13 protein-coding genes are annotated in these 15,277 nt (G+C 71.9%); all 13 read left to right on the top strand.

Translation table 11 applies throughout. The features are described from left to right. The first annotated feature begins 87 nt into the window (after positions 1-87). Positions 88-558, top strand: coding sequence for a response regulator (locus FHR36_RS03400; protein ID WP_253794701.1), 471 nt, complete (start codon positions 88-90; stop codon positions 556-558). A 103-nt stretch (positions 559-661) separates the two neighbouring features. Then, a complete protein-coding gene (argS, locus tag FHR36_RS03405; RefSeq protein ID WP_253793624.1) occupies positions 662-2,317 on the top strand; it encodes an arginine--tRNA ligase in 1,656 nt (551 codons plus the stop codon). 89 nt (positions 2,318-2,406) lie between these two features. After that, positions 2,407-3,801, top strand: coding sequence for a diaminopimelate decarboxylase (lysA, locus tag FHR36_RS03410; RefSeq protein WP_253793626.1), 1,395 nt, complete (start codon positions 2,407-2,409; stop codon positions 3,799-3,801). Between the two features lie 130 nt (positions 3,802-3,931). Beyond that, a complete protein-coding gene (locus tag FHR36_RS03415; protein WP_253793628.1) occupies positions 3,932-5,224 on the top strand; it encodes a homoserine dehydrogenase in 1,293 nt (430 codons plus the stop codon). An 8-nt stretch (positions 5,225-5,232) separates the two neighbouring features. Beyond that, positions 5,233-6,321 carry a threonine synthase gene (gene thrC, locus FHR36_RS03420; protein WP_253793630.1) on the top strand — a complete coding sequence of 363 codons (1,089 nt, stop codon included), beginning with the start codon at positions 5,233-5,235 and terminating at the stop codon, positions 6,319-6,321. Positions 6,322-6,611: 290 nt separating this feature from the next. Next, on the top strand, positions 6,612-7,529 hold the full coding sequence (thrB, locus tag FHR36_RS03425) for a homoserine kinase (protein WP_253793632.1): 918 nt from the start codon (positions 6,612-6,614) through the stop codon (positions 7,527-7,529). A 519-nt stretch (positions 7,530-8,048) separates the two neighbouring features. Further along, on the top strand, positions 8,049-10,130 hold the full coding sequence (rho, locus tag FHR36_RS03430) for a transcription termination factor Rho (protein ID WP_253793634.1): 2,082 nt from the start codon (positions 8,049-8,051) through the stop codon (positions 10,128-10,130). 177 nt (positions 10,131-10,307) lie between these two features. Further along, positions 10,308-11,444 carry an LCP family protein gene (locus tag FHR36_RS03435; protein ID WP_253793636.1) on the top strand — a complete coding sequence of 379 codons (1,137 nt, stop codon included), beginning with the start codon at positions 10,308-10,310 and terminating at the stop codon, positions 11,442-11,444. A 145-nt stretch (positions 11,445-11,589) separates the two neighbouring features. Next, positions 11,590-11,814: a 50S ribosomal protein L31 gene (gene rpmE, locus FHR36_RS03440; RefSeq protein ID WP_253793638.1), complete on the top strand. Its 225-nt coding sequence runs from the start codon at positions 11,590-11,592 to the stop codon at positions 11,812-11,814. A gap of 134 nt (positions 11,815-11,948) precedes the next feature. Then, positions 11,949-13,025: a peptide chain release factor 1 gene (gene prfA, locus FHR36_RS03445; RefSeq protein WP_253793640.1), complete on the top strand. Its 1,077-nt coding sequence runs from the start codon at positions 11,949-11,951 to the stop codon at positions 13,023-13,025. Between the two features lie 20 nt (positions 13,026-13,045). Next, positions 13,046-13,912: a peptide chain release factor N(5)-glutamine methyltransferase gene (gene prmC / locus FHR36_RS03450; protein WP_253793642.1), complete on the top strand. Its 867-nt coding sequence runs from the start codon at positions 13,046-13,048 to the stop codon at positions 13,910-13,912. A 22-nt stretch (positions 13,913-13,934) separates the two neighbouring features. Then, positions 13,935-14,582 (top strand): L-threonylcarbamoyladenylate synthase, encoded by a 648-nt coding sequence (locus tag FHR36_RS03455; RefSeq protein ID WP_253793644.1) that lies wholly within the window; start codon positions 13,935-13,937, stop codon positions 14,580-14,582. Next, positions 14,579-15,250 (top strand): arsenate reductase/protein-tyrosine-phosphatase family protein, encoded by a 672-nt coding sequence (locus tag FHR36_RS03460; RefSeq protein WP_380232215.1) that lies wholly within the window; start codon positions 14,579-14,581, stop codon positions 15,248-15,250. Before FHR36_RS03455 ends, FHR36_RS03460 begins: the two co-directional genes overlap by 4 nt. Positions 15,251-15,277 lie beyond the last annotated feature (27 nt).

A 15,277-nucleotide genomic window follows, 5' to 3' on the forward strand; every position in this document is an offset into this window, starting at 1 on the left:
GCGGGGGTGGGCGGCGGGGGAGCGCGGAAGTGGGGAAAGGCCGGACGGGGTGGTGGGTGCGCGGCTACCCTCGGTGATGTGCCGGGAATGTCCGGGCGGGTCCTCGTGGTGGACGACAGCGAGGTGATCCGCCAGCTGATCAGAGTCAACCTGGAGCTCGAGGGCTTCGAGGTGGTGACTGCCGCTGATGGCGCCGAGTGTCTGGAGGTGGTCCGGCGGGTCGCTCCGGACGTGGTGACGCTGGATGTGGTGATGCCGCGGTTGGACGGTCTGCGGACGGCGGCGCGGCTGCGTGCGGCGCCGGACACCGCGCGGTTGCCGATCGCGATAGTGAGTGCGTGCACCCCGGCGGACCTGGTCCGCGGCGAGTCGGTGGGCGTGGACGGGTATCTGGCGAAGCCGTTCGATCCGGCGGATCTGGTGACGCTGGTCCACCGGTTGATGACCTTGGGTGATGCCGCGGGCGAGCGGGGCGGTGCGGGTGGTCGCGGCTACGCGTACGGGTTCGGTGCGCCGGTGTGGCAGGGCCCGGGACCCGAGCGGCCGATTCAGCTCTGAGCGAACGCGGCGTCGATGATCCCGACGTTCACCCTGATACGCGCCGTCTCAACGGGTAAACCGGGTGGCGGCCGGGTACCCCGTCTCGCCTACGCTTGGCGTCGTGACACCCGCAGAACTCTCCCAGGCAGTCCTGGTCGCCGTGAGCGCCGCCGTCGAGGCGGGCGAGCTGACCGTCGCCGTGCCCGAGCACGTGACGGTCGAGCGACCCAAGAACAGGGACCACGGCGACTACGCCACCAACGTGGCCCTCCAGCTCGCGAAGCCGGCCGGTATGCCGCCGCGAGCCGTCGCGGAACTGCTGGCCGCCCGCCTGCGAGAGATCACCGGCGTCGCCAAGGTCGACATCGCCGGTCCGGGCTTCATGAACATCACGCTGGACGCTGCCACGCAGGGCGAGCTGGCCCGCACCATCGTGGAGGCCGGCGAGGCGTACGGCCGCAACGAGGCGCTCAAGGGTCTGAAGATCAACCTGGAGTTCGTCTCGGCCAACCCGACCGGCCCGATCCACATCGGCGGCGTCCGCTGGGCGGCCGTCGGCGACTCCCTCGGCCGGATCCTCAAGGCGACCGGTGCCGACGTCACCACTGAGTACTACCTCAACGACGCCGGCGTGCAGATCACCAAGTTCGCCGCCTCGCTGCAGGCCGCCGCCAACGGGCGCGAGGTGCCCGAGGGCGGGTACGTCGGCGAGTACATCGTCGACATCGCCAAGGCGATCACCGAGGGCGCTCCGGGCGTGCTCGACCTGCCCGAGGACGAGCAGCTCCAGGTCTTCCGCACCGAGGGCCTCAAGCTCATGGTCGCCGAGATCAAGCGGTCGATGGACGAGTTCGGCGTCCACTTCGACACCTACTTCTCCGAGAAGACGCTGCACGACTCGGGCGCCGTGGAGCAGGCCATCACCCGGCTGCGCGAGCAGGGGCACGTCTTCGACCAGGACGGCGCCATCTGGCTGCGCACCACGGACTTCGGTGACGACAAGGACCGGGTCCTGATCAAGGCCGACGGAGAGACCACCTACTTCGCCGCCGACGCCGCGTACTACCTGAGCAAGCGCGACCGGGGCAGCGAGGTCTCGGTCTACATGCTCGGCGCCGACCACCACGGCTACGTCAACCGGCTCAAGGCCATCGCGGCCTGCGCGGGTGACGACATGGACCGCAACATCGAGGTCAAGATCGGCCAGTTCGTGAAGATGCTTCGCGACGGCGAAGAGGTCCGCATGTCCAAGCGGGCCGGCAACATCATCACCATCGACGACGTCGTCGACTGGATCGGCGTGGACGCCGCCCGCTACACGCTGGCGCGCTCCTCCACCGACTCCACGATCACGCTGGACATCAACATCCTGACCAGCCAGACCAACGAGAACCGCGTCTTCTACGTCCAGTACGCGCACGCTCGGATGTCCTCGCTCCACCGCAAGGCGGAGGAGCTCGGCATCACGCGGTCCACGGAGTTCAAACCGGAGCTGCTCGCCACGGAGTGGGAGGCCGACCTGCTCGGCCAGCTCGGCGAGTTCCCGCGAGTGATCGCCGCCGCCGGCGAGCTGCGGGAGCCGCACCGGGTCGCCCGTTACCTGGAGGACCTGGCCGGTGCGTACCACCGGTTCTGGGACAACTGCCAGGTCCTGCCCAAGGGCGACGAGGAGGTCACGGACCTCACGCACGCCCGGCTCTGGCTCGTGGAGGCGACGCGAACGGTGCTCGCCAACGGGCTGGACCTGCTCGGCGTCTCCGCCCCCGAGCGGATGTAGGAAACACCCCCATGCGCACAGCGGGGGCGGCGGACCGGTCGACGGAGACCGGTCGCCGCCCCTCGCCATAAGCCAAGGAAGTCGCAACGATGAGTCGCTCCGCACACCCCGCAGGCCCCCGGCACGGAGACGTGCTGCCCGAGGGGCACTACCTGGCCCCGCCGAGCGACCTGAACGCGCTCGACCCCAAGGTCTGGTCGCAGACCGTGTCCCGCAACGGCGAGGGTGTCGTGACCGTGGGCGGGGTGGACGTGCAGTCCCTCGCCGCGGAGTTCGGCACCCCGGCGTACGTGATGGACGAGGACGACTTCCGGGCCCGGGCCCGGGCCTGGCGGGACGCCTTCGGCGCCGACGCGGACGTGTACTACGCGGGCAAGGCGTTCCTGTCGAAGGCGATCGTGCGCTGGCTGCACGAGGAGGGGCTGAACGTCGACGTCTGCAGCGCGGGCGAGCTGCACGTGGCGCTGACCGCGGGGATGCCGGCCGAGCGGATCGCGCTGCACGGCAACAACAAGTCGATGCACGAGCTGGAGCAGGCCGTGAAGGCCGGGGTCGGGCACATCGTGGTCGACTCGTACCAGGAGATCGAGCGGCTGGCGGCGATCGCCGGGGCGCAGGGCGTGCGGCAGCCGGTGCTGATCCGGATCACGGTCGGCGTGGAGGCGCACACCCACGAGTTCATCGCCACCGCGCACGAGGACCAGAAGTTCGGCCTCTCGCTGAACGGCGGCGCGGCCGCCGAGGCGGTCCGCCGGGTGCTGGCGCACCCCGCGAGCCTGGAGCTGCGCGGCATCCACTCGCACATCGGCTCGCAGATCTTCGACACCGCCGGTTTCGAGGTGGCGGCCCGCCGGGTGGTCGGCCTGCTGGCCGAGATCCGGGACGAGCACGGGGTCGAGCTGCCGGAGATCGACCTGGGTGGCGGCCTGGGCATCGCGTACACCAGCGAGGACGACCCGAGGGAGCCGTCCGAGATCGCCGTCTCGCTGGCCGAGATCGTCCGCCGGGAGTGCGCGGCCGCGAACCTGCGGGCCCCGCGGCTGTCGGTGGAGCCGGGCCGGGCGATCGTCGGTCCGACCGCGTTCACGCTGTACGAGGTCGGCACGGTCAAGCCGCTGGACGGGCTGCGCACGTACGTGAGCGTGGACGGCGGCATGTCGGACAACATCCGCACCGCGCTGTACGACGCCGAGTACTCGGTGGCGCTGGTCTCCCGGACCAGCGACGCGGAGCCGATGCTGGTCCGGGTGGTGGGCAAGCACTGCGAGTCGGGCGACATCGTGGTCCGGGACGCCTTCCTGCCGGCCGACCTGGTGCCGGGCGACCTGATCGCGGTGCCGGCCACCGGCGCGTACTGCCGCTCGATGGCCAGCAACTACAACCACGCCCTCAAGCCCCCCGTGCTGGCCGTCCGCGACGGTTCGGCGCGGGTCGTCGTCAGGCGCGAGACGGAGGAGGATCTCCTGCGGCTCGATATCGGCTGACGAAATTCTTGTCTCATACCGTGGACCGGCCGTAGATCCGGCCGAAAAGTCCCGGAGACTGGTAGTGACCGAATGCCGTCGGGGCCGCCCCAGGCCCCGCCGGGGACCGAAGAATGCAGAGCGGAGTCGGATGATGCGTACGCGCCCGCTGAAGGTGGCGTTGCTGGGTTGTGGTGTGGTGGGCTCCGAGGTGGCGCGCATCATGACGACGACGGCCGACGACCTCGCCGCGCGGATCGGCGCCCCGGTCGAGCTCGCCGGGATCGCGGTCCGCCGGGCCGGCCGCCCGCGCCCGGGGGTGCCCGAGCACCTGCTCACCACCGACGCCGAGGCCCTGGTCGGCCGCGGCGACATCGACGTGGTGGTCGAGGTGGTGGGCGGCATCGAGCCGTCCAAACACCTCATCCTGAAGGCGTTCGAGAACGGTGCCGCGGTCGTCTCGGCCAACAAGGCGCTGCTCGCCAAGGACGGCGCCGAGCTGCACGCCGCGGCCGAGCAGGCCGGCGTGGACCTCTACTACGAGGCCGCGGTGGCCGGCGCGATCCCGCTGATCCGCCCGCTGCGCGAGTCGCTGGCCGGCGACAAGGTCAACCGGGTGCTGGGCATCGTCAACGGCACCACCAACTTCATCCTGGACAAGATGGACACCACCGGCGCCGGGTACTCCGAGGCGCTGGAGGAGGCCACCGCGCTGGGTTACGCCGAGGCCGACCCGACCGCCGACGTCGAGGGCTTCGACGCCGCCGCCAAGGCCGCGATCCTGGCCGGCATCGCCTTCCACACCCGGGTGACCGCGGCCGAGGTGTACCGCGAGGGCATCACCGAGGTGACCGCCGCCGACATCGCCTCCGCCAAGCAGATGGGCTGCGTGGTCAAGCTGCTGGCGATCTGCGAGCGCTCCGCCGACGGCGAGTCGGTCACCGCCCGGGTGCACCCGGCGATGATCCCGCTGTCGCACCCGCTGGCCTCGGTCCGCGAGGCGTACAACGCGGTGTTCGTCGAGGCCGAGGCGGCCGGGCGGCTGATGTTCTACGGCCCGGGCGCCGGCGGCTCGCCGACCGCCTCCGCGGTGCTGGGCGACCTGGTCGCGGTCTGCCGCAACCGGATCAACGGTGCCACCGGTCCGGCCGACTCGGTGTACACCAAGCTGCCGGCCAAGCCGATGGACGAGGTCGTCACCCGCTACCACGTCAGCCTGGACGTGGACGACCGCGCGGGTGTGCTCGCCCAGGTGGCGTCCGTCTTCGCCGAGCACGGGGTGTCCATCGACACCGTGCGCCAGCAGGGCCGCGACGGCGACGCCTCGCTCGTCGTGGTCACCCACCGCGCCACCGACGCCGCGCTGTCGGCGACCGTGGACAAGCTCCGCGCACTGGACAGCGTGCGCGACGTGGCCAGCATCATGCGGGTCGAAGGGGAGTAGAGAGAGCCATGAACGCCGTCATCTCCAGGGGTGCCCACACCCACCAGTGGCGCGGTCTCATCGAGGAGTACCGCGACCGGCTGCCGGTCAGCGACACCACGCCCGTGGTCACCCTCCTCGAGGGCGGTACGCCCCTCGTGCCGGCCCAGGTGCTCTCCGAGCGCACCGGCTGCGAGGTCTACCTCAAGGTGGAGGGCGCCAACCCGACCGGGTCCTTCAAGGACCGCGGCATGACGATGGCGATCTCCAAGGCCAAGGAGGACGGCGCCCAGGCCGTCATCTGCGCCTCCACCGGCAACACCTCGGCCTCGGCCGCCGCGTACGCGGTGCGGGCCGGGATGGTCTCGGCGGTGCTGGTCCCGCAGGGCAAGATCGCGCTCGGCAAGATGGGCCAGGCGCTGGTGCACGGCGCGAAGATCCTCCAGGTGGACGGGAACTTCGACGACTGCCTCACGCTGGCGCGCGAACTGTCCGAGAAGTACCCGGTCGCGCTGGTCAACTCGGTGAACCCGGTTCGGATCGAGGGCCAGAAGACCGCCGCCTTCGAGATCGTCGACATGCTCGGCGACGCCCCCGACATCCACGTCCTGCCGGTCGGCAACGCGGGCAACATCACCGCGTACTGGAAGGGCTATCGGGAGTACGCCGCGGACGGGCTGGCCGCCCGCACCCCGCGGATGTGGGGCTTCCAGGCGTCCGGCTCGGCCCCGATCGTGGACGGCGCCCCGGTGCTCAAGCCGCAGACCATCGCCACCGCGATCCGGATCGGCAACCCGGCCTCCTGGGACTTCGCGCTCGCCGCGCGGGACGAGTCCGGCGGCCTGATCGACAAGGTGACCGACCGTCAGATCCTCGCCGCCTACCGGCTGTTGGCCGCGCAGGAGGGCGTCTTCGTGGAGCCCGCCTCGGCCGCCTCGGTGGCCGGCCTGCTGGCCAAGGCGGAGGCCGGCCTGGTCGACCCGGGCCAGCGGATCGTCTGCACCGTCACCGGCAACGGCCTCAAGGACCCGGACTGGGCCGTGGCGGGCGCGCCGCAGCCGCAGGTCGTCCCGGTCGACCCGGAGGCCGCTGCCCTGCGCCTCGGGCTGCTGGGCTGACGGAGCGTCACCGACGGGCCGGCTCCCTTTCCCGGGGGTCGGCCCGCGTCCGTCGATTATCCGCACCATTCCCGTCAATTCCCTGACGGGACGGCGTCCGTTTTCCGGCCACAATTGGCAACACGGGCGATCGAAGGGGAGCGGGGTGTACCGCTCTGGAACCTCTCTTCGATACTCTGGTCTTCGGCGGGCCGCGCCTTCGCAGTCGTGCGCGCATTCTGTCCCGCCGCCGTACCACCCCAGGCCCGCCCCACGTCCGGGCCTTCCTCACTCCCAGGAGAGTTCACCGCATGGCCGGTCCCGCGTTCCGCGCCGCCGCCGTCCGGGTCCGGGTTCCCGCGACCAGCGCCAACCTCGGCCCCGGCTTCGACGCCTTCGGACTCGCCCTGGGTCTCTACGACGACGTCGTGGTCCGGGTCGCCGACACCGGGCTGACGGTGGACATCGCCGGCGAGGGCGCCGACAACCTCGCCCGCGACGAGCGCCACCTGGTGGTCCGCTCGATGCGCGCCGCCTTCGACCGCCTCGGCGGACAGCCGCGCGGCCTCGAGGTGGTCTGCGCCAACCGCATACCGCACGGCCGGGGCCTCGGCTCCTCGTCCGCCGCCATCTGCGCCGGCATCGTCGCCGCCCGCGCCGTCACCATCGGCGGCGCCTCCGCGCTGGACGACGACGCCGTGCTCGCCCTCGCCTCCGAGCTGGAGGGCCACCCCGACAACGTCGCCGCCTGTCTGCGCGGCAACTTCACCGTCGCCTGGACGGAGGAGGACGGCGCCCGCACCATCACGCTGGAGCCCTCCGACCGGGTCGTCGCGGTCGTCTTCATCCCGTCCACCGAGGTGCTCACCGAGACCGCCCGCGGCCTGCTGCCGAAGACCGTGCCGCTGGCCGACGCCGCGCTCAACGCCGGCCGGGCCGCCCTGCTGGTCGAGGCCCTCACCCGCCGTCCCGAGCTGCTGCTCACCGCCACCGAGGACCGGCTCCACCAGGACTACCGCGCCTCGGCCATGCCCGACAGCGCCGCCCTGGTGGCCGCGCTGCGCAACGAGGGCGTGGCGGCCGTCATCTCCGGCGCCGGTCCGACCGTGCTGGCGCTGACCGACGAGGCCGGCGCCGACAAGGTTCTGAACTTCGCGGGTCCGCAGTTCGCGGCGCACCGCCTGGAGCTCGACCGCGCCGGCGCGACCGTCCTCCCTCTCGACATGTGAGACGGACACGATTGACAAGGACAGGGCTGGGGAATGTGTCAGGGGGTCGGTAGTGTTAACCTCATTGCTGCACCAGATGCCCTCCGGGGCCCGGTGCGACGCGTCCCGATCCCGATCCCCCGTCCACGCGGGGGCCGGAAGCACGGGACCACGATTCTCCGGGAGTCCGCCACACCGCGTACGCAGCCTGCCTGCGCGATTGCGGCCCATCCCGAAGCCGTGACGGCACCAGACTCCCCCCGGCGGCAGCCTCCCAGTTGAGGCACGGCCGGGCAGGGGCCCGAGGTTCCGGCATGCGGCGGGGGCCCGGGTATCAAGGCGCAGCGGGGTCGGCACGAGAACCGGCCATCCGCGCCAACTTCGCACCACAGTGCACATCCAGCACTTCGCAGCTCTCCCGACGGGATCAGCCTTTCGGGGGAATCCAGCCCCTGACCAGCGCGAAGAGACGTTGATCAGGACAGCACAACCGGTCGCCGAGCCAGACAGGCCGACGTCCGCTCCAGGGAAGGACCCTTAGTGAGCGACACCACCGATCTGATGGGCGCGCGCCCGGACGCAGAGGCGTCGGACGCAGCCGCCACCCCTGCGGCTCCGGCGCGACGCCGTCGTACCGCTGCCGCCGGCCTGGACGGCCTGGTTCTGGCCGAGCTCCAGAAGCTCGCCTCGACCCTCGGGATCAGCGGTACCGGACGCATGCGCAAGAGCCAGCTGATCGAGGCCATCAAGGAGAAGAGCGGCGGAGACCCGCTGCTCGCCGGTGCCGCCGCGCCCGCCGCGCCGGCCGCCAAGCGTGCGACCAAGGCCGCCGCCCCGGCCGAGACCGCCGAGGCCCCGGCCGAGGCCGCCGAGACCAAGCCGGCCCGCCGCACCCGTGCCGCCGCCGCCACCGAGCCGCAGCCGCAGGCCCAGATCGAGATCCCGGTCCAGGCTGCCGCCGAGGCCGCCGCGACCGTGCCGGCGCGTGCCGAGCGCACCCGCCGCCGGGCCACGTCCGCCGCGGGCGCCCCGACCGCCGAGGCCGCCGCCGCCGAGCCGGCCGCCGCCGAGGCCAAGGCGGACACCCGCCAGGCCGAGCGCACCGCGGACGGCGAGGCCCGTACCGAGCGCCGTGACCGTCGGGACCGCCGCGACCGCCGCGAGGGCACCGTCGAGCAGCGCGCCGAGGGCACCGAGAGCGACGCCGAGGTCCGCGAGTCCCGCCGTGACCGCCGCAACCGCCGTGAGCGCGACCGCCAGGGCGGTCAGGGCGGTCAGGGCGGCGGCCAGCAGCAGGGCGGCCAGGAGGCCCAGCAGCCCCGCCAGGGCGGCGGCCAGCAGCCGGCCGCCCAGCAGCAGCAGGGCGGATTCGACGACGACGAGTTCGGCGACGGACGCCGCGGCCGGCGCGGCCGCTACCGCGACCGCCGTGGCCGTCGCCGCGAGGGCTTCGAGGGCGCCGGCCCCGAGGTCCCGCTGGCCGACGACGACGTGCTGATCCCGGTCGCCGGCATCCTGGACATCCTGGACAACTACGCCTTCGTCCGGACCTCCGGCTACCTGCCGGGCCAGAACGACGTCTACGTCTCGCTGGCCCAGGTCCGCAAGCACGGCCTGCGCAAGGGCGACGCCATCACCGGTGCCGTCCGCCAGCCGCGGGACGGCGAGCGCCGCGAGAAGTTCAACGCGCTGGTCCGCCTGGACTCGGTCAACGGCATGGACCCGGACAGCGGCCGCGGCCGTCCCGAGTTCGGCAAGTTGACCCCGCTGTACCCGCAGGAGCGCCTGCGCCTGGAGACCGACCCGGGCGTGCTGACCACGCGGATCATCGACCTGGTGTCGCCGATCGGCAAGGGCCAGCGCGGTCTGATCGTCGCCCCGCCGAAGACCGGCAAGACGATGATCATGCAGTCGATCGCCAACGCGATCACGCACAACAACCCCGAGTGCCACCTGATGGTCGTCCTGGTCGACGAGCGTCCGGAAGAGGTCACCGACATGCAGCGGTCGGTGAAGGGCGAGGTCATCTCCTCGACCTTCGACCGCCCGGCGGAGGACCACACCACCGTCGCGGAGCTGGCCATCGAGCGCGCCAAGCGCCTGGTGGAGCTGGGCCACGACGTGGTGATCCTGCTGGACTCGATCACCCGCCTGGGCCGCGCCTACAACCTGGCGGCGCCCGCCTCCGGCCGCATCCTGTCCGGTGGTGTCGACTCGACCGCGCTGTACCCGCCGAAGAAGTTCTTCGGTGCCGCGCGCAACATCGAGAACGGCGGCTCGCTGACCATCCTGGCCACCGCGCTGGTCGAGACCGGCTCGCGGATGGACGAGGTGATCTTCGAGGAGTTCAAGGGCACCGGCAACATGGAGCTCAAGCTCGACCGGAAGCTCTCGGACAAGCGCATCTTCCCCTCCGTCGACGTGGACGCCTCCGGCACCCGCAAGGAGGAGATCCTGCTCGGCAACGAGGAGCTGGCGATCGTCTGGAAGCTCCGTCGCGTGCTGCACGCGCTGGACTCGCAGCAGGCGATCGAGCTGCTGCTGGACAAGATGAAGCAGACCAAGTCCAACGCCGAGTTCCTGATGCAGATCGCCAAGACCACCCCCGGTTCCAGCGACTGACGCCGACCCGGCACCTGACGGAGCCCCGGACCGCACCCGCGGTCCGGGGCTCCGGCGTTTCCCGCCGCCCCACCAGGCCGCCCACCAGGTGGTTCTCATCCGCCCCGCCGAACCGTCGAGGCCGTCCCGGGCGTCACTTATGCTCGAATGGGCGCACAGCGGGAGAAATGGGGCGATATGGCAGAGCAGGAGAAGGTCCGCAGTCCGCGGCGCCGGGCGCTGCGCATCGCGCTGTTCACGCTGTCCGGCCTGGTCCTGCTCGCGGCCGGGGTCGGCGGCTACGCGTACTGGAAGCTCAACAGCAACCTCAAGAGCGTCGACATCAACGGCCAGCTGGGCAGTGCCCGGCCGCCCGCGGCCACCGACGGCTCGTTCAACGTGCTGGTGCTCGGCTCCGACTCCCGGGCCGGCTCCAACGGCAGCCTGGCCGGCGGCGACACCGGCGCCACCGCCCGCTCGGACACCGCGATGGTGGTCCACGTCAACCAGTCGCACAGCGCCGCGTCGGTGGTCTCCATCCCGCGCGACACCCTGGTCACCAGGCCCGTCTGCACCGGGAGCGACGGCAAGACCGTGCCCGCGGCACGCAGCGCGATGTACAACTCCGCCTTCGAGGTCGGCGGACCGGCCTGCGCGGTGAAGACCACCGAGCAGCTCACCGGACTGCGGATGGACCACTACGTCCAGATCGACTTCGCCGGGTTCGCCGGCCTGATAGACGCGATCGGCGGGGTGGACGTGACCACCACGGTGCCGATCGACGACAAGGACAGCGGCCTGCACCTCGCGGCCGGCACCCACCACCTGGGCGGCGCCCAGGCGCTCGCGTTCGTCCGCACCCGGCACGGCGTCGGCGACGGCAGCGACCTGGGCCGGATCGAGCTGCAGAAGCAGATGATGAAGTCGATCATGGCGCAGATCGGCTCGATCGGGCTGACCTCCAACCCGGCCACCCTCTGGTCGGTCGGCGACAAGCTCACCAAGGCCCTGACCACCGACTCCGACCTGGGCTCGGTCAACGCGCTGGTCGGGCTCGCGGAGCGGCTCAAGGGCATCGGCCCGAACCAGATGACCATGGTCACCCTGCCGGTGGTCACCGCGGCGGCCGACGCCAACCGGGTGGTCGAGAAGAAGCCCGAGGCCGACCAGCTCTGGGCCGCCCTGCGGGCCGACCAGGGCGTCCCGCGGACCGTGGTCGCCTCCCAGCCCGCCAACCCCGCGGAGGCCACTCCGGGGGCCACCGCGGGGGCCAGGGCGGGGGCCGTCGCGAGCCCCGCGAGCCCGGCGCCGACCGCCTCGGCCGGCCGCAGGTAGGGCCGCCGTGGCCGTGGAATAACGACGGGCGGCCGCCGGTTTGGGAAGAAGCGGTCAGTGCTGGCACACTGGTCCGTCGGTCCCGGTTCACGCGTGGCTGCCCGGCCACCGACCCGGTGCCCTCCCGAACATCTAGGAGAACCCCTTGAAGCCCAACGTTCACCCCGAGTACGTGGTCACCAAGGTGACCTGCACCTGCGGCGCCGAGTTCACCACCCGCTCGACCGAGACCAGCGGCGAGATCCGCGCCGAGGTCTGCTCGCAGTGCCACCCGTTCTACACCGGCAAGCAGAAGATCCTCGACACCGGTGGCCGCGTGGCCCGCTTCGAGGCCCGCTTCGGCAAGAAGCTCAGCGGCAACAAGGCCTAGCGCTTCCGCGGCGCCGGTCTCAGGCGTCCCCGCGTACTCGTGGGGGCGTTTGGGCCGGCGCCGTTCGCATCCCCCCGCACCACCGCGGTCCCCCTCGCAGTCCCCGCCCCTCTCTCCGGGAAGTAGGCCCCCCAATGTTCGAGGCAGTCGAAGAGCTCCTCGTCGAGCACGCCGACCTCGAGAAGCGGCTGGCCGACCCGTCGGTCCACGCCGACCAGGCCAACGCCCGCAAGCTCGCCAAGCGCTACGCCGAGCTCACCCCGATCACCCGCACCTACCTGGCCTGGCGCCAGGCCGGCGAGGACATCGAGGCGGCCCGTGAACTCGCCGCCGAGGACCCGGACTTCATCGCCGAGGTGAAGGACGGCGAGGCCCGCCGCGAGGTGCTGACCGAGGAGCTGCGGCTGCTGCTGGTGCCGCGCGACCCCAATGACGACAAGGACGTCATCCTGGAGGTCAAGGCGGGCGAGGGCGGCGAGGAGTCCGCGCTGTTCGCCGGTGACCTGCTCCGGATGTACCTGCGCTTCGCCGAGCGGGTGGGCTGGAAGACCGAGCTCATCGACGCCAACGAGTCCGACCTCGGCGGCTACAAGGACGTCTCGGTCGCCGTGAAGACCAGGGGCAGCACCGAGCCCGGCCAGGGCGTCTGGGCCCGGCTGAAGTACGAGGGCGGCGTGCACCGCGTGCAGCGCGTCCCGGCCACCGAGTCGCAGGGCCGGATCCACACCTCCGCCGCCGGCGTGCTGGTCACCCCGGAGGCCGAGGAGGTCGAGGTGGAGATCCACGCCAACGACCTGCGGATCGACGTGTACCGCTCGTCCGGCCCGGGCGGCCAGTCCGTCAACACCACCGACTCCGCGGTCCGGATCACCCACCTGCCGACCGGTATCGTGGCCTCCTGCCAGAACGAGAAGAGCCAGCTGCAGAACAAGGAGCAGGCGATGCGCATCCTGCGTTCGCGGCTGCTGGCCGCCGCGCAGGAGGAGGCCGAGCGGGAGGCCTCGGACGCCCGTCGCAGCCAGGTCCGCACGGTCGACCGCTCCGAGCGGATCCGGACCTACAACTTCCCGGAGAACCGCATCTCGGACCACCGCACCGGCTTCAAGTCGTACAACCTGGACCAGGTCCTGGACGGCGACCTGAACGCGGTGATCCAGTCCTGCGTGGACGCCGACGCCGCGGCCAAGCTGGCCGCCGCGCAGGAGAACTGATCCTGTAAGGGGATGTACGGATGAACCTGCTGCTCGCCGAGGTGGCCCAGGCCACCCAGCGGTTGGCCGCGGCCGGCGTACCGTCGCCGCGCTTCGACGCGGAGGAGCTGGCGGCCCACATCCACAACGTCAAGCGCAGCCAGCTGCACACCGTCCAGGACGGCGACTTCGACGCGCGCTACTGGGAGGCGATCTCCCGCCGCGAGCAGCGCGAGCCGCTGCAGCACATCACCGGGCGGGCCTTCTTCCGCTACCTGGAGCTGGAGGTCGGCCCGGGCGTCTTCGTGCCCCGGCCGGAGACCGAGTCGGTGGTCGAGTGGGCGATAAACGCGGTCCGCGACATGGACGTCGCCGAGCCGCTGGTGGTCGACCTGTGCTCCGGCTCGGGAGCGATCGCCCTCGCCCTGGCGCAGGAGCTGCCGCGCTCCACCGTGCACGCCTTCGAGCTCGACGAGGGCGCGCTGCCGTACACCCGCCGCAACATCGCCGCCTCGCCGGACCGCGGCCGGGTCACCCTGCACGAGGGCGACGCCACCCGTGCGTTCGAGCACGAGCACGGCTGGGACGGCCGCTTCGACCTGGTGATCAGCAACCCGCCGTACATCCCGCTCACCGAGTGGGAGTACGTCGCGCCCGAGGCCCGCGACCACGACCCGCAGATCGCGCTGTTCAGCGGCGAGGACGGGCTGGACACCATCCGCGGCATCGAGCGGGTGGCCGCCCGGCTGCTGCGGCCCGGCGGCGTGGTGGTCATCGAGCACGCCGACACCCAGGGCGGCCAGGTGCCGTGGATCTTCCGCGAGGAAGCCGGCTGGACCGACGCCGCCGACCACCGCGACCTGAACAACCGGCCCAGGTTCACCACTGCCCGCAGGGCTTCACTGTGACTTCCGGAAGGGGACTGCACCGATGAGCCGCCGTTACGACTGCTCCGACGCCGGGGACCGCGCGAGCGGCCTGCGTGAGGCCGCCTCGGCCATCCGCCGCGGCGAACTCGTCGTGCTGCCCACCGACACCCTGTACGGCGTCGGCGCCGACGCCTTCTCGCCGGAGGCGGTCGCCGCCCTGCTGGACGCCAAGGGCCGCGGTCGCAACATGCCCTCGCCGGTGCTGGTCGGCTCGCCGACCACGCTGCACGGCCTGGTCACCGACTTCTCCGAGCAGGCCTGGGAGCTGGTCGACGCGTTCTGGCCCGGCGGGCTGACCCTGGTCGCCAAGCACCAGCCCTCGCTGCGCTGGGACCTGGGCGAGACCCGGGGCACCGTCGCGGTCCGGATGCCGCTGCACCCGGTCGCACTGGAGCTGCTGAACACCACCGGGCCGCTGGCCGTCTCCAGCGCCAACAAGACCGGCGGCCCCTCCCCGGCGACCTGTGACGAGGCCGAGGGCCAGCTGGGCGACGCGATCGCCGTCTACCTCGACGGCGGCACGGCCGACCACGCGACCGCGTCGACCATCGTCGACGTCACCGGGAAGGTGCCGGTCGTGCTGCGGGCGGGCGCGGTCACCGTCGAGCAGCTGAGGGAGGTCGTTCCGGACGTGGAGGCCGGCAGTTGACAGCCGCCTCGCTGTACGCGGCCGACCCCGGCATAGCCGGGTCGGTGGCGGTGGTGTCACGTCCGCTCGACACGTTCCGGATCCTCTTCGTCTGCACCGGCAACATCTGCCGCTCGCCGATCGCCGAGCGGCTGACCCGGCTCGAGCTGGAGTCCCGGCTCGGCCGGGACCTGGCCGGACGGATCGTGGTGGAGAGCGCCGGCACCTGGGGGCACGAGGGCGCGCCGATGGAGGCGCACGCGGCGACGGTGCTGGGGGAGTACGGCGCGGACAGCGCGGACTTCATCGGCCGGGAACTGCTGGACGAGCACGTCGTCGAGGCCGACCTGGTGCTCACCGCCACCCTCGACCACCGCGCCCAGGTGATCTCCATGGGCCACTCCGCGGGGCTGCGCACCTTCACGCTGAAGGAGTTCACCCGCCTGGTCGCCCGGGTCGACCCGCGGACCCTGCCCGACCCCCGGGACGGCGCGCGGCTCACCGAGCGCGCCCGCGCACTGGTCCGGGCGGCCGCTGCGCTGCGCGGGTGGTTGTTGGCCTCGACCCCGGAGTCGGACGAGCTGCACGACCCCTACGGCGCGCCGATCGGGATGTTCCGCAACTGCGGCGAGGAGATATTCGACGCCCTCGACCCGGTCGTCACCGCGCTGACCGGGGTGTCCCGGTGAACCCATGGTGAAGACTGTGTGATGAAC

The organism is Kitasatospora cinereorecta (genome assembly GCF_024172095.1).
Lineage (GTDB): Bacteria > Actinomycetota > Actinomycetes > Streptomycetales > Streptomycetaceae > Kitasatospora > Kitasatospora cinereorecta.

What these genes read in the sequence shown, in the direction of transcription:
- FHR36_RS03415 (WP_253793628.1), top strand. Translation starts at nt 3,932, where the DNA reads ATGATGCGTACGCGCCCGCTGAAGGTGGCGTTGCTGGGTTGTGGTGTG.
- FHR36_RS03435 (WP_253793636.1), top strand. Translation starts at nt 10,308, where the DNA reads ATGGCAGAGCAGGAGAAGGTCCGCAGTCCGCGGCGCCGGGCGCTGCGC.
- thrC (WP_253793630.1), top strand. Translation starts at nt 5,233, where the DNA reads ATGAACGCCGTCATCTCCAGGGGTGCCCACACCCACCAGTGGCGCGGT.
- thrB (WP_253793632.1), top strand. Translation starts at nt 6,612, where the DNA reads ATGGCCGGTCCCGCGTTCCGCGCCGCCGCCGTCCGGGTCCGGGTTCCC.
- prmC (WP_253793642.1), top strand. Translation starts at nt 13,046, where the DNA reads ATGAACCTGCTGCTCGCCGAGGTGGCCCAGGCCACCCAGCGGTTGGCC.
- lysA (WP_253793626.1), top strand. Translation starts at nt 2,407, where the DNA reads ATGAGTCGCTCCGCACACCCCGCAGGCCCCCGGCACGGAGACGTGCTG.
- FHR36_RS03400 (WP_253794701.1), top strand. Translation starts at nt 88, where the DNA reads ATGTCCGGGCGGGTCCTCGTGGTGGACGACAGCGAGGTGATCCGCCAG.
- FHR36_RS03455 (WP_253793644.1), top strand. Translation starts at nt 13,935, where the DNA reads ATGAGCCGCCGTTACGACTGCTCCGACGCCGGGGACCGCGCGAGCGGC.
- prfA (WP_253793640.1), top strand. Translation starts at nt 11,949, where the DNA reads ATGTTCGAGGCAGTCGAAGAGCTCCTCGTCGAGCACGCCGACCTCGAG.